The following is a 23,005-nucleotide window of genomic DNA, read 5'->3' as shown; positions in this document are numbered from 1 at the left end:
CGCGCGGCCCCTTATTTTGCTGACCCTGCCCAGCGGGACAGAACCACGGCGACGTCTTGCGGGCGCTGTTCCTCTCCGGCTTCAGCGCGCAGAGCGCTGCCGGACATCTGCGGGGCGGGGCTTGGCTGCGCCACCCCGTCAATCGTGGCAAAGCTGCCGCGGGCTGCGTTGTGGGGATGGCTGGGGGCCTCGGTCATCGACAGGACAGGGGCGCAGCAGGCATCTGTGCCTTCCAAAAGCTCGGCCCATGCATCACGGGTCTTTTCCTTGAAACGCTTGGCAAAGGCGGCACGCAGTCTGGGCCATCCCTCAACGTCGTGCTGGGCTGGTAGACCGGCATCCGCTAGTCCCATCAAGTCAAGGAACTCGGCATAGAACTTGGCTTCCAACGCGCCCACAGTCATGTGCCCGCCACAAGCACATTCATAAACCGCGTAGAAGGGCGCGCCACCGTCCAGCAAGTTGGCCTCGCGCTGATCGGCCCAGATGCCCGACCCGTAAAGCGAATAGATCATCGCCATCAGATGTGCAGTTCCATCGGTGATGGCCGCATCCACCACCTGCCCACGCCCGGTGGTCTTTGCCGCATGCAGCGCGGCCAACATGCCAGCCACCAGATACATGCCGCCGCCACCAAAGTCGCCCAACAGGTTCAAGGGTGGCACCGGATGATCCCCGCCAATCGCATGCAGCGCGCCCGAGATGGCGATATAGTTGATGTCATGCCCCGCCGCATGGGCCAACGGACCGCTTTGGCCCCAACCCGTCATACGGCCATAAACCAGCGCGGGGTTGTCCGGAAAATCATCCGGGCCCAGTCCCAGACGCTCCATCACGCCGGGGCGCATCCCTTCGATCAGCATGTCGGCACGATTGATCAGATCATGCGCGACCGCGCGGTCGGCGTCTGACTTCAGATCCAGTTCTACAAAGCCGCGCCCGCGGTTCAGCACATCTACCTTTTGCGGGATCAGCGCCTTCAAGTTCGGACGCTGAATGCGCACCACATCCGCCCCCATATCCGCCAGCCACATGGCCGCAAAGGGGGTGGGGCCAAGCCCTTGAATTTCAACAACCTTTAACCCTGAAAGAGGTTTCCCTGTGCTCATGCCCTGCTCCTCCGCATGACTGCATTTCCTTGGCTCAAATATCCCGGGGTGAGCCCGGCACGGGCGAGGGGCAGAGCCCCTTCAGGCTCACAGCGTGAGCCACCGAAAGCGCGCCCGGCGCAAAGCGGCGGGCGCCCTGTGCTTACACGTCAATCGACCGTGCGATCAATTCCTTCATGATCTCGTTCGTGCCGCCATAGATCATCTGCACCCGCGCATCCGAATAGAGCCGCGCAATGGGGTACTCCATCATATAGCCATAGCCGCCGAACAACTGCAGACACTCGTGCATAATCTCGTTCTGGACCTCGGTGCCCCAATATTTCGCCATCGAGGCGGTGGGCGCATCTAGCGTCCCCGCGATCAGCTGAGCGATGCAATCGTTGACGAAACTGCGCAGAACCTCGGCCTTGGTTTTGCATTCGGCCAGCTTGAAGCGGGTATTCTGGAAGTCCATCACGCGCTGGCCAAAGGCCTTGCGTTCCTGTGTATAGGCCACGGTCTGCTCGATCGCGAAGTCAATGGCACCAAGCGCTTGGATGGCGATCAGCAGGCGCTCCCACGGAAGCTGCTTCATCAGTTGATAAAAGCCCTGACCCTCTTCCGCGCCCAGCAGATTGGTCAGCGGCACCTTCACGTCTTCATAGAACAGCTCGGACGTGTCATTGGCTTTCATGCCCAGCTTTTTCAGGTTCTTACCACGCTGGAAGCCCTCGCACTGGTCGGGTTCGACCACGATCAGAGACACACCTTTTCCGCCCGCGCTTGGATCCGTCTTGCAGACGGTGATGACCAGATCGGCGGCCTGACCGTTGGTGATGAAAATCTTCGATCCGTTGATCTTGTACTGGTTGCCGTCCTTCTCGGCCCGCGTTTTCACGGCCTGAAGGTCCGATCCCGTGCCCGGTTCGGTCATCGCAATCGCGCCCACGATCTCGCCCGAGGCAAGACCCGGCAGCCAGCGCGCCTTCTGTTCGTCGGTGCCATAGGCGGTGATGTAGTGGGTGACGATCGATTGAATGCCATAGCCCCAGCCGCAATCCCCGGTGCGGGTCTGTTCATAGATCACGACGCTCTCGAATCCCATGTCGCCACCCGCGCCGCCATGCTCCTCGGGAATCGCACCGCCCATGATCCCGGCTTGGCCGGCTGTGTGCCAAAACTCGCGGTCGACGATGCCCTGATCGACCCATCGTTCGATGTTGGGGGAAAGCTCGTCCGCAAAGAAGCGGTTGGTCATGTCTGCAAACATGCGATGTTCGTCGCTGATCCAGCTGGCCGAGGGCGAAAAGAGGCTCATGGTGGGCTCCGATTTAACGTTGTTTTTCAAACTATAGGCCGCGGACGCTGCAATCGGACTGGTAACGTGACGTTACACGCGCTAAGCCGACGCGAGGGAACTTGTGCAATTGCGCGACATTCCCCCACAAACCGCTGGGGCGGGTATGTTTTGCGTGCGTTAGTCGCGCGGATCACGTATTGAGATTGGAAAAAAGACGTTAGACGGAGACTGCGGTGACTACTGCACGGGTGGATTACATCAAGTACGCAGCGCTTGGCCTGCTGGCCACGGCGGCAACGCCTGCTCAGGCGCAGCTCGGAACCGAGACCACAAGCTATACGCTGTTCGGCACACCGGGTCTGATCCTGATGCCCACGGCCGAGGTCGCTGCCGACAGCGAACTGGCGTTTTCCTATTCGCAGTTTGGTCCAAACGCGAACGGTACACTGACCTTCCAGATCCTGCCCCGTCTGTCCGGCAGCTTCCGCTATACGAAGCTTGATAATTTCTGGGCCAGTGGTCCATTGCGCGGTCAGGACTTCTTCGACCGCAGCTTTGACTTGCAGTACCGCATTCTGAATGAATCGAAATACTTGCCGGCGGTCTCGGTCGGCATCCGCGACTTTATCGGCACCGGGATCTATTCCAGCGAATATGTTGTCGCGACGAAAAGCATTGGCGACAAGCTGCGCGTACACGGTGGTCTGGGATGGGGGCGTCTGGCCTCGCACAATCCCATTGGCAATATCGGTGGTCCCCGTCCGGATTGGGATGCAGGCAAGGGCGGAACCCTGAACTTCAGCCAGTGGTTCCGCGGTGACTTCGCCCCGTTTGCCGGCCTCAGCTACAAGGTGAACGACAAGCTGACCTTCAAGGCAGAATATTCGTCTGATGCGTTCACCGTGGAAGAGCGTCGCGGCACGCTGGAATATAACTCGCCCTTCAACTTCGGCATCGATTACGAGGTGTCACCCGCCTTCCACCTGAACGCATCTTACGTTGCAGGCAGCATGTTCGGCGCCGGGCTGACCATTCGCCTGAACCCCCGCAAACCGCAGGCGCGGTCGGGGAATGAAAAGGCACCTTTGCCCGTCAAGCCGCGCCCGTCGCGTGCGGATTCGGTGGCGTGGAGCACCGATTGGGTGTCCACACCTGAAGATCACGCCGACATCCAGCGGGTTGTCTCGGACGCACTTGGCAAGGAAGGCATTCGCCTGAAAGCGCTGGCGCTGACCGCCACGCGGGCCGAGTTGAAGATCGACAACAAGCGCTATAACTCGCAACCGCAAGCCATCGGGCGCACCGCGCGTATTCTGACCCACGCCCTGCCGGCCTCGGTCGAGTCCTTCGAAATCACGGTCACGCAAAATGGCATTCCGCTGTCGACGGTGACCATGCGCCGTAGCGATATTGAACGGTTGGAGCATGCTCCGGCCATCGACATGTATCAGCGCGTTACCATTGACGAGGCTGCGCCGAGCGCACTGAGAAACTCGGATCTGCCGAACCACGACACGCGGTTCACCTGGGCGCTGGCCCCCTATTTGGCACTCAGCTTTTTTGACCCGTCCAGCCCGGTTCGCGGCGATTTCGGCCTGCGCTTCAGCGCGAAGTACGAGCTGACGCCGAACATCATCCTGTCGGGCGCGGTTCAGAAAAGCATCTTTGGCAACCTGGACGATGACACATACCTTAATACGTCGGTCCTGCCCCATGTGCGCACCGACGGCGCGCTTTACGCACAGCAGGGTGACCCTGCGATCGAACATCTGACGGCATCGTGGTATGAACGTCCGGGCAAAAACCTCTATAGCCGCGTGACTGTCGGGTATCTGGAGAAGATGTTTGGCGGCGTTTCGGCCGAACTTTTGTGGAAACCCGTGGACAGCCCGCTGGCCATCGGGGCCGAGGTCGCCTGGGTCAAACAGCGTGACTATGACCAGCTTTTCGGCTTCCGCGACTATGATGTCGTGACCGGGCATGTCTCGGCTTACTACGATTTCGGCAACGGCTTCTCGACCCGCGTGGACGCCGGCCGCTATCTGGCTGGGGATTATGGTGCGACCTTCTCGGTTGACCGGACCTTTGCCAATGGCTGGAAAGTCGGTGGTTATTTCACCAAGACCAACGTGTCGGCCGAAGATTTCGGCGAAGGCTCGTTTGACAAGGGCATCCGTATTTCGATCCCGTTCGAATGGGCGCTGGGAACCCCGTCGAAAAGTGAATCCTCTGCCCAGCTGCGTTCGCTTGAGCGAGACGGCGGCGCGCGCCTGCAGGTCGATGGTCGCTTGTTCGATTGGGTCGAGGATGGCCACGGCGATGCGTATGCGGGCCGTTGGGGCAAATTCTGGAGGTAACCATGCTGGGATTTCATCTGACACAACCGCTGCGTGCGGCAGGTTTTGCGCTGTGCGCTGTTGTCGGTCTGACAGCATGTGGGTCGGATGCGCAGGAAATCGAGCTGTCTAAAGTGACGGGCGATTTTCTGAAGCAAGCAAGCGGCAAGCTGACCTCGAAAGTGGGCAAAGGCAAGTCCGACGCGAAAGCGGCCACTGGGCAGTCCGCAGCCCCGGCTGACCCCAATGTATTGGTTGCCAAGGCTCTGGCAGCCACGGATGGTCCGATTGCCATTGTGGTTCGTCTTGACACCAATGCTGTGCTGGCGATGAACCCTGTGGGCCGCAATGGTGATCACGTGACGTGGGGCAGCGCGCCGGGGCAGGGGATCACCTATAATCGTGGCGTGATGACCAACACACGCGGCTTGGGGGAAGACCTGATGTCTTCGCGCATCGATGCGGCGGTTTCGGCGATCACGTCCCGGAATGACGCGGATTACACGCGCGTGCACTACTATCTGGGTGACTTGGGCCAGACGACAGAGCTGCGCCTGAACTGCGCGTTGCGGCGCAGTGGGACCGAGAAGGTGGTTGTGGGTAACATCGATGAGGCCGCGGCTATCCTGAAGGAAACCTGTCGCAAAGACGAGATTTCTTTCACCAACATCTATTGGGTTGATGGTAAGGGGCGCGTGCTGAAATCCAGCCAGTGGGTCGGTCAGCGGATCGGCAGCTTGGCCATTCAGAACCTGCGCCTGTAATCGAACCGGGGCTGTGAACGGCGTGCGCGCATAGGTGCGGGCGCAGTCTCTCTCAGCTACTTCATTGCCCTCTAAGACAGGTCGCCTTTGGTTGCCAATTTCCCGAGTCTCATGGGGGTGAGAGCGCCGTCAACGCGGCTGGGCGACGTTCTGATCATTTTGATCGGAATGGTCCAAGAAGATTTTTCCTCCAAAGAGTTCGCGATGTGCGTGGCGCAATCCAACCCGGGTGATTCGCGCCTTAATAGAATCGCGCGGACCCTCAAACGAAAAACGGCAAGCCCGAAGGCTTGCCGTTTCAATCGAAAGCTTCTTGCGAAGCAGCCGATATTATTCTTCCGACGACGAGTCCGAAGCAGCGATGATGCCAGCAACCAGGGCCAGGCCCAGCAGAGCAGCACCGGTGTTGCCCAGCGAGCTTGCAGCTTCTTCTACTACTACGATTTCGTCTTCAACAACCGGATCGCTGTAGCCACCAGCAAAAGCAGGTGCGGTCAGGGCGATCATGCCGGCTGCGGCGAGGGTCATGACATTTTTCATGTTTCATACTCCATAATTAATAAGCGGGCACCACTACTTTAGCGAGCCGTCCCATTTTGTTTCGCATACAAGAGACGGCATTGGAAGTCTGATCTTCAGGTTGATCCCCATATGATGGCAAAGTTTAGCCGATGTGGCACCGATGCAATACCCGAATATCAGCCCAGAAATATCTGGGTAAGGAAAACCGCACCACAATGCTGCGAGTTGGGGCGAATCCCTGCTCCTGCACCGGTATGGCGCAGTTTGCGATGTAAAATGTTCTTACGGTGGCTCGGCGACTCCATCCATTCGCGCACGGCCAACTGGGCCAGACTGCGATAGCTGTGCGGCCCAATGCGTTGGCCCGAAGGTGTTGTGAATACGCATTGTCCAGACGAGCGAATCAGAAAACGGCGTCCATCGACATTGTAAAAACGCATGACGCCGATGTTCTCGGCCCCCGTTTTAAACTTCAATCCCGACCCCTTAAGGCGCCCTTTTAGGTTGCGGCTGGACCCGCTTGAGGCCTTGTGGCTAAGCTTTCCGGACTTCGCCATCCACATCGAGTGTTTGCTGGCTTGCTTGCGCAAACCACTGGCCGGAGCCAGCTTCGACAGGCCGTGTTTACACCGGTAATAGATCACTTGCGCCAAGATCGCAGCGTCCAGCAAGGCTTGGTTCAACCGTTTGTAGGATATGGATTTTTCCTCGCCCGCGACCCGCTGGACCGAACATTTGGCCTGCGCTTCGGCAGGTGTCAGGAACACTGCAAGGCATGCAGCGAAGAGGACGGGCAGCAAGGTGCGCAACATTTCTGTCTCCGATCTGAGTGGTAATGACGGATCCTACACGTGATTGTTGAATAAGTAATTGAGGAATGCGAGGCCATTTGTTGGCAATTATATGGCGCTCTCCATTGACTTGCAGCAGTGTTTCCCGCACCAATTTTATACAGTTTATTTAATTATATGAGAGTTATGACCGATGAAAATCGCGATGATTGGAACGGGCTATGTTGGGCTTGTATCGGGGGTTTGTTTTTCTGATTTTGGACATGAAGTCGTTTGCGTCGACAAAGATCCGCGCAAGATTCAGATGCTCGAAGCGGGCAAGGTTCCGATTTACGAGCCGGGGCTGGAAAGCTTGATGGCAAAAAACGTCCAAGCCGGGCGTTTGACCTTCACTGAAAACCTGAAAGAGGCGGTCACCGGGGCCGAAGCCGTATTTATTGCTGTCGGCACGCCCACCCGTCGCGGAGATGGCCATGCAGACCTGACCTATGTTTTTGCGGCGGCCGAAGAAATTGCTGATTCGCTTGATCATTACGCAGTGGTCGTCACCAAATCGACCGTGCCCGTTGGCACAAACCGTCGCGTCGCCGAGGTGATCGCGAAGGCCAATCCCGATCTAGATTTCGACGTGGCCTCGAACCCCGAGTTCTTGCGCGAAGGCGCTGCGATTGATGACTTCATGCGGCCCGATCGCGTGGTGGTCGGCGTCGAAAGTGACCGCGCTGCACAGGTCATGGCCGAGATCTATCGCCCGCTCTTCCTGCGCGATTTCCCGATTGTGACCACCGATCTGGAAAGCGCCGAGATGATCAAATACGCCGCCAATGCCTTCTTGGCTGCCAAGATCACCTTCATGAATGAGATCGCTGCGCTCTGCGAACGTGTGGATGCGGATGTAAAGCAAGTGTCGAAGGGCATCGGTCTGGATGGGCGCATCGGCAACAAGTTTCTGCACGCCGGTCCCGGCTATGGCGGAAGCTGCTTCCCGAAAGACACCAAGGCGCTGGCCCGCATCGGGCAGGAAAACGGGATGGCGATGCAAATCACCGAAACCGTGATCGGCGTGAACGACGAGACCAAGCGCCGGATGATCGACAAGGTCGTCGATATGTGTGGCGGTGGAGTTTCGGGAAAGACAATTGCCGTCCTTGGTGTCACCTTCAAACCCAACACTGACGACATGCGCGACGCCCCCAGCCTGACCATTGTTCCGGCTCTGATCGGCGGCGGGGCTACCGTGCGCGTAGTGGACCCTCAAGGTCTTGCCGAGGGCGAAGCACTTTTGCCGGGTGCACATTGGTTCGAAGATGCGTATAAGGCTGCCGAGAATGCGGATGCGGTTGTGCTTCTGACCGAATGGAACGAGTTCCGTGCACTGGACTTAAAACGTCTGGCCGGATGCATGAACACAGCAGCCATGGCCGATCTGCGCAACATCTATTCGCCATCGGATGCGAAGCGTGCGGGGTTCTCGGCCTATTGTGCCGTTGGGCGTCGCGGGTTCGGCACCGGAGAGTGGCATGACTGAGGCAACCTTCCAGATCTGGGGGGCGGCAGGCAAGGAACGGGCAAAGGTTGAAACGGTTTTTAGACATCGTGTTGGCACTTGTGCTGCTGGTGCCGGTGATTCCCGCGCTGGTGGTTCTTTATGTCATCGTGCTTGCTAAGGACGGACGCCCGTTCATCTACCGTTCGCGCCGGAACACGGCGTTTGATCAGGAATTCGACCTGATGAAGATCCGCACCATGCGGACCGTGCCCGCGCATGAAAATGTGGGCATCACCGGGGGGCACAAGAAGGGTCGAATCACCAAGCTGGGTCGGTACCTTCGCAACCACCGCCTGGATGAACTGCCGCAGCTGTGGAACGTGCTGAAAGGCGAGATGAGCTTTGTCGGCCCACGCCCGCCCGAGCCACGTTATGTCGCCACCTGCCCCGAGATCTATCAGCAGGTGCTGCTGGACCGCCCCGGTATCACAGGGCTGGCCTCGATCATTTTTCATTCGCATGAGGAAAAGATGCTGGCCGAGTGTCATTCGCAGCAGGAAGCGGAAGACGTTTATGTGCGTCGCTGCATTCCGCGAAAGGCGCATCTGGACATGATCTATCACCGGAACAAGTCGCCGATGCTGGATCTGTATGTTCTGTATCTGACAGCGGCAAAACTTCTGCCGCTGCCAGGTCGTCGTGCCGCCCGTATTCGCGGGCAGTGATCAAAGGGCGCTGTGGGTTACAGCGCCGTGCCGTCTGCCACTTTCAGCCACGCCGCGCCATCGCAATAGGCCAGCTGCGCACCACCGGTCGCATCCGACACAAAGGCTATCCCGCCTGCGCCGATGGTTGCCGCCGCGGGCAGATCGGCGGTCAGTACTGGGGTCAGCTTCATAACGCCGTCCACGTCCAGCTTGGCATCGGGGGTCTTGCCGATTCCAACGTCCCCACCGCCGGTGGCGACAACCGCACTGTTCCAGCTGGACCCATCAGTGCTGGTTTTGATCGAGAAGTCGTCATTCCCCGCCAGTCCCATTTCCGCACGACCGGACCAGTTGTCCTGAAACAGCAATGATCCTGTATCGGCGGCGCTGGCCTTGTTGACCTTCAACTGATGCGAGCTGCCCGCATGGGTCAAAAGCGTTGCGTCCGCAGACACGGCAAGCCGGTTGGTCGTATCGGCGCTGGTGTTGACGCCGACCAGATCCAGATTATTGGTGTCAGGGGTCACTTCCCCCCACGCGCTGCCGTTGAAACGCACGGTCTCGGCCGTGGCCAGAACATCTGCGCGCCAACCTTCCAGCGGTACGAAAAACTGCCATGTGCCATTTTCCAGCAGGGCGATGTTGTGATCCTGCCCAGCCCAGTCACCGGTTGCGCCGCTGGCGACGATGTGGCGGTCACCCTCTGCGGCAGAGACGGGCGGTGCAGTGCCATCTGCGCTTTGAACCGTCAGTTGGACCAGCACATCGAGAACCCTAAGCGCCTCGTTATGGGTGACATGCTTTTGCGCCTGAGATGGCTGGATCAGGGGCAGGGACAGGACAGGTGACTGGCTCATGGGGCTCTCCGAAAAAGGTCGTTTCCGTCCAAGTGATTGGCGAAAATGCTTAATGGGAGCGCACCCGGGCGTGCGTTGCGTTGTGCGCCCACGCCCGGGTGTTGCGTATTAATAGAAGTCGATCGTGCCCTCGAGCTGCGACAGGTCGGTGATCCCGTCAATGACCAGCTTGTCGCCGTCGCCAAAGTCGAACACGGCTTTTCCGTTTTTGATTTCAGCGTATTTGAGGATCTTCTTCTCGGACTTGGAGCCTCCACCCCACAGCGAGCTGCCGAACATGATTTTATCTTGCTGGCTGTCGAAGTCGCGAATGCGATCTTTGCCATCGTTGAACATGAACGTATCCTGTCCGGCGCCGCCATACATCACGTCGCGCCCGGCCCCGCCGTCCAGAACATCGTGTCCTTTGCCACCGCGCAGGACGTCGCGCCCGGCGCTGCCACTCAGATTGTCACTGCCGTTGTTGCCCCAAAGCTTATCGTTGCCAGCACCTCCGTTCACCTGGTCTGCTCCACCGCCGCCGCGCAAACTATCGCGTCCGCCCGCTCCGGCCAGTACGTCAGCCCCCTTGCGTCCTTCGAAACTGTTGTCAGCGCCATCTCCGATCAGTCTGTCGTCATACGATGTGCCCAACAGGTTTTCGATGTTCGAGAACTGATCGCCGGCCATGCTGCCAGCGCCTGTCCCAGCTGTCAGATCGACCTCGGCTGCGGTCGCGTTGGCGCGCATGTCGATCGTGTCGACCCCCGCCGAGCCATCGAACAGATCGGCACCGTCCCCGGCAAGGAAGCGGTCGTTGCCATCGCCCCCGATCAACCGGTCGTTCCCGGCGCCACCATCGATCAGGTCATTGCCGCCGCCGCCTTCCAGAATGTCATCGTTGGCAGCGCCCGTCAGCGTGTCTGCCCCGGCGCCCCCGGCGACCCCTTCGATCGAGTCGAACGTGTCCAAAGCCGCCGCGCCAGTGCGTTCACCCGTGGCGAAGTTAAAGACGAACCCGTCAGTCACATCGCTATAGTCGGCGATATCGATGCCGCCACCGCCATACAGCGCATCGGCGCCTCTGCCGCCCATAAGCCGGTCGTCCCCATTTTCCCCATAAAGCTGGTCGTCTCCGTCGCCGCCTTGGATGACGTCATGCCCGGTGCCACCCCAAATCTGGTCATGCCCCTGACCGCCCAGCACGGTGTCATTGCCGCCATTGGCGCGGATCGTGTCGTCCCCACCGTTGCCATACAGCGTTTCGGCGCCATCGGATCCTGTCAGATCGTCGTTGAAATCCGTCGCGATGATGGCCTCGATCGAGTTGAACTGATCCCCGGTCGCCCAGCCAGAGTGAATCCCGGTTTGCAGGTCCAGAACCAATCCCGACCCAAGTGCCGAGTAATCCACTGTGTCAAAGCCATTGCCGCCGATGAACTGATCTGCCCCTTCACCGCCGATCAGCGTGTCGTCACCGTCACCGCCATCTAGAATGTCATCTCCATGGTCGCCAACCAGCGTGTCCTCATCGTTCCCGCCTTCAAGCGTATCGTTGCCATAACCGCCAATCAGCGTGTCGTCTCCAGCGCCCCCTTGCAGGGTGTCATCGCCGTCATTGCCATACAGCGTGTCGTCGCCGTCGTTTCCTTCAAGCGCATCGTTGCCATCCAAACCGCGCAGGATGTCTGCGCCATCGCCGCCGGCCAGTTGGTTTTCGCCATTGTCACCCGTGATATCGTCCGCGTGGTCGCTACCAATTACCCCTTCGATACTAATCAGCATGTCTCCGTCACCTCCGGTTCCGTGTAAAAGTGAAATTGTTATTCCTTGCGTGCTGAGGGCGAAGCTGACGCTGTCCATCCCTGCACCCCCATCCAATCGGTCCTGACCATCGCCGCCGCACAGGATGTCGTTCCCGGCGCCTCCGATCAGTTCGTTGTTCCCGGCATCCCCGACCAACACGTCGTCGAAGTCAGAGCCAATCAGATTCTCAATGGAATCAAACTGATCGCCCCAAGCGGCCAGATCCGCCGCGCCTGTGGTTAAATTGACCAGAACGCCTGTGTTCGCTTGCGTGTAGCTGACGGTGTCGACGCCGGTGCCGCCGTAAAACAGGTCGCCGCCGCCCGACCACATCAGCGTGTCGTTTCCCGCCAGCCCATAGAGCGTGTCAAAACCGGCATTGCCCTCGATCGTGTCATCGGCTGCAGTGCCGCTCACGGTCTCGGGGAAATAGTTGAACCCGTTTGGTGGGCGGTCCAGCAGCAGCGTGTCCGCGGTCTGAAAATGCGACGCGTCCAGTGCCCCGCCCCCCGCGCGATAGACGTGCAAAACCTCGTCCTGATAGGTTAGGATGGCCCCCCAGCTGGTCGAGGTGACGTCAAGCTGGCTGGCATCGTACAGCATGTGATAGCTGCTCAGATCCAACGAGTCTTCGGCGGGGTCGAAGTCCGTGACCGTGTCCAGCGTGCCGTCGCCACAGAGGATGAACAGATCCGCGCCCGCCCCGCCGGTCAGCGTGTCCGTCCCCGCGCCGTCGCTGAGGATGTCGTTCCCCCCAGCGCCCGCCAAGGTGTCGTCCCCATAGCCGCCCAGAATGATGTCACTGTCGGCGCCGCCGGTCAGCGTGTCGCCCGAGATCCCGCCGGTCAGGGTCACGCCCGCCGGGTCGGGGTCGATCGTAAATTGGGTGATCCCTTCCTCGGTCTCGCTGGTTGCGAAGACGACGATCTGTCCGTTCACTACAGTGGCCTCAAGGGCGGCGATGTTCTGAAGCGCCGTCGCGTTCGTGTCCCAAACGGTGTCCAAATGCACCAGCGATCCGTCGGGCAGCACCGTGAACAGGGACAAGCCGTCGTCAGACCCACCCGCGATGACATAAAGGCGCCCGTCATGCTCGACCGTTGCCAGTTCGGTCACATCCGAAAACCGCGTGAACTTATTGTCGATGACGTGGTCAGTTGGGGTCAACGTGCCAGCCGAGTTGACCTCGAACACAGTCAAGGACGAACTGCCTGCGCTGGCCATGATGACGAAGCTTTGACCGCCGACCATTCCAGTGGCCAGCTTGGTCGGCGTGCCAACCGGCAGCACCGTACTGGCCGAATGCGCGGACACCAGCGTCGGCGCGCCCACGGCATCCAGCGTATAGCTGGCAATACCATCGCCCGAGGACGAGGCCGTGATCAGAACCTTGTGTGTGCCGAAATCGACGGTTTCGATGTCAATCAGGTCCGGTTCCGCCTGAAATCCGGGTTGGCTGAAATCCCCCTGCAATACGAACGTATTGGTGCCATCCAACGTGTAGTGGCAGAAGCCCGCACCGGTCACGCTGGCGGCATAGATATGCGTGCTGCCATTGATCGTTGTGGCGTGCAGTGCCGACAGCATGCCCACCCCGTCCGGGCCCCATTGATAGGATGCTGGGTCCGACAAGGTTGCGCCGGGTTCAAGTGTCAGCCCGGCAAGGTCCCAGTCGCTTTGACCGAAGGCCATCAAAACGGTTGCACCTTGATGTGTGACGGTTTCGAGGACGGGAACCGAGGACGACACCGCGCCCCCGCCTGTCCAGACCTGATCCGTCAATGTCAACGCGCCACCGGCGCCGATGCTATGGATCATGGACCCGCTGGCGGAAGCACTGATCGACACCAGATGCGCTTGGCCACCCTGCCAGACGATCTTCAGATCCGTGATTCCTGATTCATATAACTGACTGGCACCCGACAAGGTGCCAGCGAAACTAAACATGGTCACCCCAACCACCCTCGATCTCACCCACGCGTTTAAAACGCCCTTCGAGTGTGTTGGCTGGGGGTTAATGACTGTTTATTTCTTGGCAGGAACTTGTTTAGGAATTGTAAGCAATTGAATCTTAATGATTTCCTAATCTTCACGGATACATGCTGCCCCGCGACCGTCTGTGCACATAATCGCGCCGCCTTAGTTCTTGTTCTAATTGAATTTCCCGCTAGCGCTGATCGCCGGGCTTGGGCTGCCACGTGGCGCTGAGTGGTCGGCTGAAAGTAACCACCTCTGCCCATTCCTGTTTGCTAAAAAAACCGGGGTATGGAACAACGCAGGGGATATTCACGTTGGAGATTGCGATGAACATCTTACTTGTCGGAGCAGGCCTGAGCGGTGCCGTCATCGGGCGCGAGCTGGCCGAAGACGGGCATCAGGTCACCATCGTGGAAAGCCGCGACCATATTGCGGGCAACTGCCATACCGAACGGGATGGCGAAACCGGGATCATGGTTCATGTCTATGGCCCGCATATCTTCCACACCGATGACGAACAGGTCTGGGACTATGTGAACCGTCACGCCACCTTCCTGCCGTACAAGAACCGCGTGAAGACGACCTCGAAGGGTACGGTGTTTTCGCTGCCGATCAACCTGCATACGATCAACCAGTTCTTCGGCCGGTCCATGCGCCCGGACGAAGCGTTGGAGTTTATCACCAACGAGCAAGCCGACACCTCGATCGAGGATCCGAAGACCTTTGAGGAACAAGCGCTGCGTTTTGTCGGCAAGGACCTGTATGAAGCCTTCTTCAAAGGCTACACGATCAAGCAATGGGGCATGCAGCCGTCCGAGCTGCCCGCCAGCATCCTGAAACGCCTTCCGGTGCGCTTCAACTACGACGACAACTATTTCTTCCATAAATTCCAAGGGATGCCGGAAGACGGCTATACCAAGATGGTCGAGAAGATCCTGGATCACCCGTCGATCACCGTCCATCTGAACACACGCTTCACCCGCGATCAGGCCGACCAGTATGACCACGTGTTCTATTCCGGCCCGTTGGATGGGTATTTTGATTTCGAGCTGGGCCGTCTGGGCTATCGCACGCTCGATTTCGAACGCTTCACCTATGATGGTGACTATCAGGGCTGCGCGGTGATGAACTATGGGGAAGAGGACATCCCCTATACCCGCATCACCGAGCACAAGTATTTCAGCCCTTGGGAAGAGCACGAAGGATCCGTCTGCTACCGCGAGTTCTCGCGCGCCTGCGGGCCGGATGACATTCCGTATTACCCGATCCGTCAAGTCGATGAAAAAGCCCTGCTGGCTGACTATGTCGACCTGGCCGAGACCACCAAGGGCGTGACCTTCGTGGGGCGTCTGGGCACGTATCGCTACCTCGACATGGACGTCACCATCCGCGAAGCTTTGGACACCGCAGACATGTTCCGCAAATCCGTGGCGAACGGGACGGACATGCCGACCTTCGCCGTGGCGCCATAGAGGGCAAAATATGACAAAGCTGATCCTTCACGTCGGGCTGGGAAAAACTGGAACTACTGCGTTTCAGGACGCTCTGCGCGATGGGTACGAGGCGCTGCTTGAGGCGGGGTTCCTCTGTGCGGGGCCGCGGCTCAAGTTTGCCGTGCCCGAAGAGGAAGAGCTGGAAGCGCAGTATCTTGCACGCGAGCCGGGGCCTCTGGCGAACGCACTGCGGTCCCTCGAAGCTGCCGCCCTTGCCGCGCCCGAGGTGTCGACCGTCGTTTGGTCAAACGAAGCCATCGGTATGGCCCCGAACCTGCCCGATCTTATCGATGTGATTGATCAGTTCATTCAGAACACCACCGTTTTCGATGCCGTCGAGATTGCGATCTGCTTCCGCCGTCAGGACGAATGGGTCGAAAGCGCATATCGCCAGTGGGGTTTGAAGCACAAAACCAGTCTGGAACGCGGGATTGAAACGCCCGAAAGCTGGTTGGAGCGCAATTGGTTCGCACTGGATTATCTTGGGCAGTATCGTGCGTGGTCCAAGCTGGGGGGCGACCGTATTCGGGTCATGACCTATGATGCCATGCGCGAGGCGGGCGGCAGTGTGCCTTATCTGTTCGCGCAATTCGGCTTGCCCATGGACGCGGTCCCGGAGGTTGAAGCGCGCGTGAAGAACGTGTCGCTTGGCCCGGCGCAAAGCTATCTAAATGCCCTGCACAACGGGACGGAAGAGGGGCCGGTGCGTCCGATCGAGTTTGGCAAGGTGTTCGAGGCGATCGACCTGCCCGAACTGGATGATAAGCACAGCAGCTTCGTGTCGACCGCACTGCGCCAGAAGGTTCTGGATCGCTGTGCCGCCGACAATGCCAAGCTGGCGCAGCTGGCGTTGGGGCGTGATGCGTTGTTCGGTGATTTCCCGGTCGGGGGAGACGTCCTTTACGACAGCGGCACGCAGGACGCCCTGTTCTATCTCAGCCGCATCGTGGGCGCGCAGCAGAACATGATCGACGATCTGTCTCGCGAGCTGAACGAAGAGCACGCAAGACGGCTGCGCGACCTCGAGCGCCCGTTCTATCAGCTGCGCAAGCTGCGTCGGCGCCTCAGGGCGAAATTCGGGTTGGACGACTAGATTCGGCCTAGCGCTTGGTCAACTCCAGCACGTCGGGATGCGACCGTGTGGTCCGGCGTCTCAGCCCGTCTGACACCGCCGCGCGGCGCAGGGCGTCATAGGCTGCTTTGTCATCGCCATAGTGTTTTGCCGCCCGTTTCCAAGCTGGAAGCAGCAGCGGCAGCAGCGGCCAGAACCAAATCCCCGCGGCCTTGCGATACATGATCAACCCGTTGCGATAGGCATAGTACACCTTCCACAGCGGCTTGTAGGTCTTCTTGTCGTCCTTCTGAAAGGTCGAGCAATCATGGACAAAGCGCACGGACGGATCGAAGTCGATCTTGAACCCGCGTTTGCGCAGGCCCAGCGTGTAGATCACGTCGTCGCCATAGATGAACAGCCCCGGATCCGGCAGGCCCACCGTGTCCAGCATCTTTTTCGAGATGAACAGCCCGACGAACGACGTCAGGTCGATCGGGGTCGGCTGTTCGGCTGTATAGGCGCTGGGCGAGATGTGATATCCGTCACGCCGCTTGATCAAAGTGCGCAGGAAAGTACGGGGCGACCAGAACGGGTTCACGGACGGGCGGTTCATCTCGCAGATGCGTCCATCTGGATAATACACCGCCGCTGCGACCGCTGTATCGTCTGGGCGGTTACCTGCCATGAAACTGTCAAGCATGCCCGGCTCGGGCCATGCGTCGTCGTCCATTACCACGTACCAATCGGCCTTGTGCTGGGTTAGGGCGTGCCTCAGGCCTTGCTCGAACCCGCCAGCACCGCCGCGATTGGTCGCGCTGGTCAAAATGTCGAGTCGCGGATCGTCCTGCGTGGCCAGCCAGTCTGCCGTCCCATCGGTGCTGGCATTGTTCACAACAACGATCCGGGCCAGGCCCGCAGGTGTGTTTTCCAGCAGGTTCGACAACGTCAGTTTCAGCTTGTCCAGCCGGTTAAACGTCACGACGACGGCGACCAAGCGTCCATTCGGGCCGGTATTGTCGTGCATTTTCAGAACCTTGATCTTGTTGTGGTGCGCGTGTCGCTCGTCGGGGGTTTTCCCCTTTATTTGTTGGGGTTGTCAATGCTCTTACCGACGTCGGTGGCGCTGCGCGGTGCCGATGGGAAACACTGCCCCTATTTGGTCGTCCAAGGTTTGACCTTCACGGCAAGGCACTTTAGGTGATCAGGCAACGAGTAGTGATATTTTGGCGGGCAAGCAGACATGAAAAACTCAACTTCGCTGGTGCTGATCGGGGGCTTCGGTTTCGTGGGGCGCAACATCCTTGATGTGATCGCACAGGACGACCAGTTCGATGGTCTTGAGCCCATGGTGATCGACGATCTGTCCAATGCCGTTCCGGGGCATGAAGCGCTGGATCTACCCAGCTTTGCAGGCGGCTATGAGGACGCTGGCGCGATCGAGTTTCTTGAGGCGCAGAAGTCGGAAGACAGCGGCCGTATTTTCGTGTTCCTTGCCGGTGAAACCCGCGTGGCGGAATCGAAAGACCGCCCGCTGGACTTCATCGATGCCAACATTGCAAACCCTTCGAAATTCGTGATGGAGGCGGTCCAGCCCGGCGATCACTTTATTCTGATCTCGACCGCAGGCGCGCTGTTTGACGGCACATTCGAGGTGCGCACCAGCTCGGCCTATTGCCCGAAAAACTTCTACGGCGCGACCAAGGCGGCGGAAGAGATGATCCTTGAGAAGCTCGTCGAGCTGCGCGGCGGTACGTTTTCGGTCATTCGCATGACCAACGTTTATGGCCGCTTCTCGGACAAGAAGAAAAGCGCCATCCACGCCTTCACCCGCGCCATCGTCGAAGGCGGCGAGGTGTTCATCAACGGCGACGGCAAGCAGTCGCGCGACTTCATCTATGCCGGTGACGTGGGCCGCGGGATTGCGACCCAAGCCAAACGCGTCCGCGAAGGTGCGGCCTATGACCGTGTGAATATGCTGGGGGCCGGTGTCTCGACCACGTTGATGGATGTGGTGGGGGCGATCGAAGCGGCCAGCGGCAAGACGCTGAACTATACCAAGATCCCAGCCGAAGACCTTCTGAAGACCGAACCGCGCGATGTGATCGCCTCGGCCGAGGATGTGAAGGTCCTTTTGGGCGACCAGATCACCGACTTTGCGGACGGTATTCGGCAGACCCACGCCTATTATGCGCGCTGAGCTGTCGCAGCGCCGTGGATAGAGGTTTTCCTTCGAGGGAAACGGGTCTATAGCTCGAGCAACCTTATTATAGCGGGTAATGAAACATGAAAGTAATCATTCTAGGTGGTGACGGATTCTGCGGTTGGCCGAATGCCCTGCACCTGTCCAATCGCGGCCACGATGTTATTATCGTCGACAACCTGTCGCGCCGTGAAATCGACCTTGAGCTTGAGGTGGACAGCCTGACCCCGATCCGCCCGATCGGTGAACGTATCCGCGTCTGGAAAGAGCTGACCGGCAAGGACATTCAGTTCCACAACTTCACCGTGGGCGAGCACTATCACCGCCTGCTGACGCTGATCAAAGACGAAAAGCCGGATGCGATCATCCACTTCGCCGAACAGCGTGCTGCCCCTTATTCGATGAAATCCTCGGCGCACAAGCGCTACACGGTGTCGAACAACCTGAACGCCACCAATGACGTTCTGGCTGCCATCGTGGAAAGCGGTCTGGACATCCACCTTGTGCACTTGGGCACCATGGGCGTTTACGGCTACGGCACCGCCGGCATGAAGATCCCGGAAGGGTATCTGAAGGTGAAGGTCGACACGCCGGAAGGCGAGACCGAGACCGAGATCCTGTACCCGACCAACCCGGGCTCGATCTATCACATGACGAAAAGCCAGGATCAGCTGCTGTTCGCTTTCTACAACAAGAATGATCAGGTAAAGGTCACCGACCTGCACCAGGGCATCGTGTGGGGCACGCAGACCGCCGAAACCAAGATGGACGAACGTCTGATCAACCGTTTTGACTATGACGGCGACTATGGCACTGTTCTGAACCGTTTCATCATGCAGGCGGCTGTAGAATACCCGATGACCGTGCATGGCACCGGTGGTCAGACCCGCGCCTTCATCCATATTCAGGACACCTGCCGCTGCATCGAGCTGGCACTGGAAAACCCGCCGCAAGCTGGCGAGCGTGTGAACATCCTGAACCAGATGACTGAAACGCACCGCGTGCGTGATCTGGCCCAGATGATCCACGACATGATGGGCGCTGAAATCGCCTATCTGGAAAACCCGCGCAACGAAGCGGCCGAGAACGACCTGTTCGTCGCCAATGACCGCTTCCTGGGTCTGGGACTTGAGCCGATCAAGCTGGAAGGTGGCTTGATGGACGAGGTCAAAGAGATCGCCGAGAAATACGCGGATCGCTGCGACAAGACCAAGATCCCCTGCGTCTCGCTCTGGAAGTAAAGCACATAGGGCCGCTGCCGAAAGGTAGCGGCCCTAACTTTCTTGTCCTCCAGACACCAAAGGCAGGTACATGCACGCTCTGGAAACAAATGCACGCATCGAGCTGCGTGAAAAAGCGCAGGGTCTGACGGAAAGTTATGACCGGCTTCCTGCCGAAGATGTCCTGAAACACGCGATCAAGACGCTTTTTCCCGGGCGGATCGGCCTTGTGTCGTCCTTCGGGACCGAGGCTGCCGTGCTTCTGCATATGGTCTCGCGGATTGATCCCTATGTGCCGGTGATCTTTCTGGACACGGGCATGCATTTTCCCGAGACGCTTCAGTACCGCGAGGATCTGGTCGCCCGGCTTGGCTTGTGCAACATCCAGACCGTCCATCCCCGCCCGGCCAGCGTAAACGCGGATGATCCCGAAGGTTTGTTGCACCAGTCAAACACCGACCTGTGCTGCCACGTGCGCAAGACGCTACCGATGCTGGCCGCGCTGCGCGGGTTGGATTGCTGGATCACCGGGCGCAAGCGCGGGCAGGCCGCCACACGCTCGGAGCTTGAGCTGTTCGAGACGCAGGACCGTTGGCTCAAGGTGAACCCTCTGTTGGATTGGAGCGCAGACGACGTGGCGGCCTATTTCAAGACACACGAGCTGCCGGAGCATCCGTTGAAAGAGCGTGGATACCTGTCCGTGGGCTGCCTTCCTTGTACCCGCGCCGTGAAACCCGGCGAGGACGCCCGTGCCGGGCGCTGGGCGGACAGTGAAAAGACCGAATGCGGTATTCACTTCGTCGATGGGAAGATGGTCCGCGGCGGAAACTGACCTGAAGCGTTTCCAGTTATTGCTGTGATCCAACAATAACTGGAAACGCTTTAGTTCTTCGCCGCATTCGTGTGCGGGAACGCGTCATCCGGTGCGTCCACGCCATAGAACGCGGCCAGCGCCGCATAGCTTTTCAGATCGTTCCACTGAAGTTCAAGGCAGTCGTCCGGAAAGGCTTCGGCCAATGCCAGAAACGCGTCGTGATGGCGCGACCAAAAGGCCAAACGGTTGGCAATGCGTGCATCCGGATCTGTTTCCCACAGGCCGTGGTGCCGATAGATCTCGGGGTGGGACGTTTCCCACTTGCGCACACTTTCCAGCCAGCCTTCGGCGTCGCGATTGACCCAGATGAACCGCGCCTCGGGCGCGATGATCTTGCGGAGGAACGGATGCATATGCGTATGCCCCATCGGGGCATCGTGGAAGATGTCGTAGGCGGCGGCTTTGGCCACTAGCGGCTTGAACTGCCCTAGCACCTCATCCTTGTGGGCGGCCTCGAATGCGCGGAAATCGGGGGTGCCTTGAAGCTGCTTGCGAAAGCGTCGCGCGGCCGGTTTGATCTCTTTCAAAAGCGCGCCATCATGCTGCATCTCGCGACGCCCAACTCCCAGTGCGATCAGCGACTTCCCGACCGAGGTCGACCCGGTTTTATAGGGCGATGCAATGATGTGCACCGGCCCCGTGATCTGGGTTGGCGTTGGGCCGCGTCGCAAGCGCTTTCCAAGGGATCTCAGGGCCGCCTTCATGCGATCACCGGATCTTGCGAATGGTGTTGTAGGTGATCAGAAGCGGGCGGTTCAGCACCGGATACTTCTGCCCTACGGCCTTTCCGGCCTCGACGATGCGCGTCTTGTCGAACAGCTTGCGACGGCTGGCCGCCTGTAGGGATGCCATCACCTCGCCGTAATAGGGCGTGTTGATCAGCGCCTGCCAGTAGAGACCCGATTGCGGGACGGCCACGCCATGCCACGGCTTATACGCGCGGTCGGCATAGTGAATGATCCACGGATCGCGCCGCGCTTCCATCGCCTTGGCGTGGTTGGTCGTCGGCACCTTTGAATAGGCCGCATCGACCGAGTTGAACACGTTCCAGCGCCCATCCAGCACATACAGGTCATCCTTGAACGCCTTGTTCAGTATGTCCTGATCGCGGAACAGATACCGCCCGTTCTGGGCCTCGTGCAGCAGATGACGCCCGACAGCATTCAGATCGCCCATGGCTTTGAAGTTGAACAGCAGAACACCCGCGTTGAAATAGCGCGCAATCTGTTCGTCCGACATCTCAAGCCGTTCACGGTGATAGGCCGACAGGTCCGGCACGTCCGGATCAATGGTCGGAATGGGCCCGGTCAGGGTGCGGGTCATGATCCAATCCGGCACGGCACCGATCTTGGCCTCCCCGATGTCGGTGTCATACAGCTTGGCCACATCCGTCTTCAGGATAATGTCCACGTCCAGATACAGCAGGCGATCCAGCCCCGGCAGCAGGTTGAACAGCAGGAACCGGTTGTAGGTCGCGTTCGACGGCGCACGGCTGGACGACCGATAGCTGTCGTCGAAGTAGTTGCCGGTGTCGATGGCGTGCAGCTGGATATTGCCGCGCTGGGATTTTAGCCAGCCGTCAAAGATTTCGATATCATCTGCCTCGATCCCCGAGTGCAGAAAATACAGCGCAATGGGGCGCTTGGGATCCGCATGCGCCAGAAGCGAGCTCATCATCGCCGAGGCGTGGGGCAGATAGTTCCTGTCCGCCGCGATCGCAAGGTTCATCACGTCGTCGGCGGGCTTGTCCTGCTGGGTCAGGTGAGGCGTGACAACCGCCTTCGACAGGTTCGCAATCGCGGTTTCGCGGATGCGGGTGGACGGATTGGTCTGTTGCTCATGCAGGATGAACGCGGTCATCAGACGCTCGGCCAGAAAGCCGATATAGCGCGACTGATAGGGGCTGTAGTTGCTGCGATCAATATCCGCCGCGTCGACCTTCAGCAGGATATCGAACAGCCACGCGCAATAACGGTCAAAGACCTCGCGCCGCATCAAGGCGATGTTGCCAAGCCGGATGTCGGTCGATTTGGCCGCCGTGTTGAAGGCGTCCAGATAGGCCGGGTGATCCGCTGCGATCACCTCGCGCATCTTGTCGAAATCTTCCTTGTGGTGTCCAGCCAGATAATTGTTCTCGACGCTGACGCCCATTTCATGCAGGCGTGGCAGCACGATGTCCCAATTGTCCAGCTCGGCCTCCATCCACGCCTCGGCGCGGGCGGTCCAGCTGTCGATGTCCACGGCGCCGACATAGGCCTCGGCCGGGCCGCTGTCGATCTCGCCCGCCACATCCAAGAGGCGTCGATAGTGCATCAGTCCGATGAAGTCGCTGTCACGGTCGTTCTTCCACGCCCAGTACAGCGCTGTCAGCTCGCAAAAAGACCCGTTCTTGTCCGAGATGTTGTCGCCCGTGTTATCGGACAGCATCCCCGCCAACGGTGCCTTGGCCAGAGCGGCGCCAACATGGATCGGCTGGATGCTTTTCGACGAAACCCGCGGCGAAAGCTTGTGATAGGCGGAGTAAATCGAGACTTTCATTATGCAC

Annotated in this window: 18 protein-coding genes; 9 read left to right on the top strand and 9 right to left on the bottom strand. The window is 59.2% G+C overall.

The features are described 5' to 3' along the window. Window positions 1–11 precede the first annotated feature (11 nt). A complete protein-coding gene (locus tag EOL43_RS06710) occupies window positions 12–1,109 on the bottom strand; it encodes a CaiB/BaiF CoA transferase family protein (protein ID WP_133486824.1) in 1,098 nt (365 codons plus the stop codon). A gap of 142 nt (window positions 1,110–1,251) precedes the next feature. Then, a complete protein-coding gene (locus tag EOL43_RS06705; RefSeq protein WP_133486822.1) occupies window positions 1,252–2,409 on the bottom strand; it encodes an acyl-CoA dehydrogenase family protein in 1,158 nt (385 codons plus the stop codon). A gap of 215 nt (window positions 2,410–2,624) precedes the next feature. Here EOL43_RS06705 and EOL43_RS06700 point away from each other — a divergent pair, with 215 nt between their 5' ends. Further along, window positions 2,625–4,748: a YjbH domain-containing protein gene (locus tag EOL43_RS06700; protein WP_240686484.1), complete on the top strand. Its 2,124-nt coding sequence runs from the start codon at window positions 2,625–2,627 to the stop codon at window positions 4,746–4,748. A 2-nt stretch (window positions 4,749–4,750) separates the two neighbouring features. Then, window positions 4,751–5,491 carry a YjbF family lipoprotein gene (locus EOL43_RS06695; RefSeq protein ID WP_133486820.1) on the top strand — a complete coding sequence of 247 codons (741 nt, stop codon included), beginning with the start codon at window positions 4,751–4,753 and terminating at the stop codon, window positions 5,489–5,491. A 330-nt stretch (window positions 5,492–5,821) separates the two neighbouring features. On the opposite strand, the gene EOL43_RS06690 is transcribed toward EOL43_RS06695, so the two are convergent. Together EOL43_RS06690 and EOL43_RS06685 are read right to left on the bottom strand one after the other, a co-directional pair. After that, complete coding sequence (locus EOL43_RS06690; protein ID WP_133486819.1) at window positions 5,822–6,031, bottom strand: hypothetical protein; 210 nt, start codon at window positions 6,029–6,031, stop codon at window positions 5,822–5,824. A gap of 158 nt (window positions 6,032–6,189) precedes the next feature. Further along, entirely contained in the window at window positions 6,190–6,825 is a 636-nt protein-coding gene (locus EOL43_RS06685; RefSeq protein ID WP_133486817.1) for a CAP domain-containing protein, read from the bottom strand. A gap of 172 nt (window positions 6,826–6,997) precedes the next feature. Here EOL43_RS06685 and EOL43_RS06680 point away from each other — a divergent pair, with 172 nt between their 5' ends. Next, entirely contained in the window at window positions 6,998–8,332 is a 1,335-nt protein-coding gene (locus EOL43_RS06680) for a UDP-glucose dehydrogenase family protein (RefSeq protein WP_133486815.1), read from the top strand. 47 nt (window positions 8,333–8,379) lie between these two features. Then, entirely contained in the window at window positions 8,380–9,018 is a 639-nt protein-coding gene (locus tag EOL43_RS06675) for a sugar transferase (protein ID WP_133486813.1), read from the top strand. A gap of 17 nt (window positions 9,019–9,035) precedes the next feature. Here EOL43_RS06675 and EOL43_RS06670 read toward each other — a convergent pair whose 3' ends face one another. Continuing rightward, complete coding sequence (locus tag EOL43_RS06670) at window positions 9,036–9,857, bottom strand: DUF2793 domain-containing protein (protein WP_133486811.1); 822 nt, start codon at window positions 9,855–9,857, stop codon at window positions 9,036–9,038. Window positions 9,858–9,965: 108 nt separating this feature from the next. Beyond that, window positions 9,966–13,589, bottom strand: coding sequence for a calcium-binding protein (locus EOL43_RS06665; protein ID WP_133486808.1), 3,624 nt, complete (start codon window positions 13,587–13,589; stop codon window positions 9,966–9,968). A 356-nt stretch (window positions 13,590–13,945) separates the two neighbouring features. Between EOL43_RS06665 and glf the strand changes: the two genes are divergently transcribed. After that, complete coding sequence (gene glf / locus EOL43_RS06660; protein ID WP_133486806.1) at window positions 13,946–15,091, top strand: UDP-galactopyranose mutase; 1,146 nt, start codon at window positions 13,946–13,948, stop codon at window positions 15,089–15,091. A 10-nt stretch (window positions 15,092–15,101) separates the two neighbouring features. Beyond that, the gene (locus EOL43_RS06655) at window positions 15,102–16,205 is read left to right on the top strand and encodes a hypothetical protein (protein ID WP_133486805.1); all 1,104 of its coding nucleotides are present in this window, start codon (window positions 15,102–15,104) and stop codon (window positions 16,203–16,205) included. A 7-nt stretch (window positions 16,206–16,212) separates the two neighbouring features. On the opposite strand, the gene EOL43_RS06650 is transcribed toward EOL43_RS06655, so the two are convergent. Continuing rightward, complete coding sequence (locus tag EOL43_RS06650; RefSeq protein ID WP_133486803.1) at window positions 16,213–17,190, bottom strand: glycosyltransferase; 978 nt, start codon at window positions 17,188–17,190, stop codon at window positions 16,213–16,215. A 216-nt stretch (window positions 17,191–17,406) separates the two neighbouring features. Between EOL43_RS06650 and EOL43_RS06645 the strand changes: the two genes are divergently transcribed. From EOL43_RS06645 to EOL43_RS06635, 3 genes are all read left to right on the top strand, one after another. Then, complete coding sequence (locus tag EOL43_RS06645; RefSeq protein WP_133486801.1) at window positions 17,407–18,363, top strand: NAD-dependent epimerase/dehydratase family protein; 957 nt, start codon at window positions 17,407–17,409, stop codon at window positions 18,361–18,363. 86 nt (window positions 18,364–18,449) lie between these two features. Further along, window positions 18,450–19,607 (top strand): NAD-dependent epimerase/dehydratase family protein, encoded by a 1,158-nt coding sequence (locus EOL43_RS06640; protein WP_133486799.1) that lies wholly within the window; start codon window positions 18,450–18,452, stop codon window positions 19,605–19,607. 70 nt (window positions 19,608–19,677) lie between these two features. Then, window positions 19,678–20,418: a phosphoadenylyl-sulfate reductase gene (locus EOL43_RS06635; protein WP_133486797.1), complete on the top strand. Its 741-nt coding sequence runs from the start codon at window positions 19,678–19,680 to the stop codon at window positions 20,416–20,418. Window positions 20,419–20,468: 50 nt separating this feature from the next. Here EOL43_RS06635 and EOL43_RS06630 read toward each other — a convergent pair whose 3' ends face one another. Both EOL43_RS06630 and EOL43_RS06625 read right to left on the bottom strand, forming a co-directional pair. Further along, complete coding sequence (locus EOL43_RS06630) at window positions 20,469–21,131, bottom strand: sulfotransferase (RefSeq protein WP_166636207.1); 663 nt, start codon at window positions 21,129–21,131, stop codon at window positions 20,469–20,471. A gap of 37 nt (window positions 21,132–21,168) precedes the next feature. Then, a complete protein-coding gene (locus EOL43_RS06625) occupies window positions 21,169–22,998 on the bottom strand; it encodes a DUF4422 domain-containing protein (RefSeq protein WP_133486793.1) in 1,830 nt (609 codons plus the stop codon). Window positions 22,999–23,005: the final 7 nt, after the last annotated feature.

The organism is Aliiroseovarius marinus (assembly GCF_004360145.1).
Classification (GTDB): domain Bacteria; phylum Pseudomonadota; class Alphaproteobacteria; order Rhodobacterales; family Rhodobacteraceae; genus Aliiroseovarius; species Aliiroseovarius marinus.
Note: the sequence above shows the minus strand (reverse complement) of the source record. Positions and strands in the feature narration are given on the sequence as shown.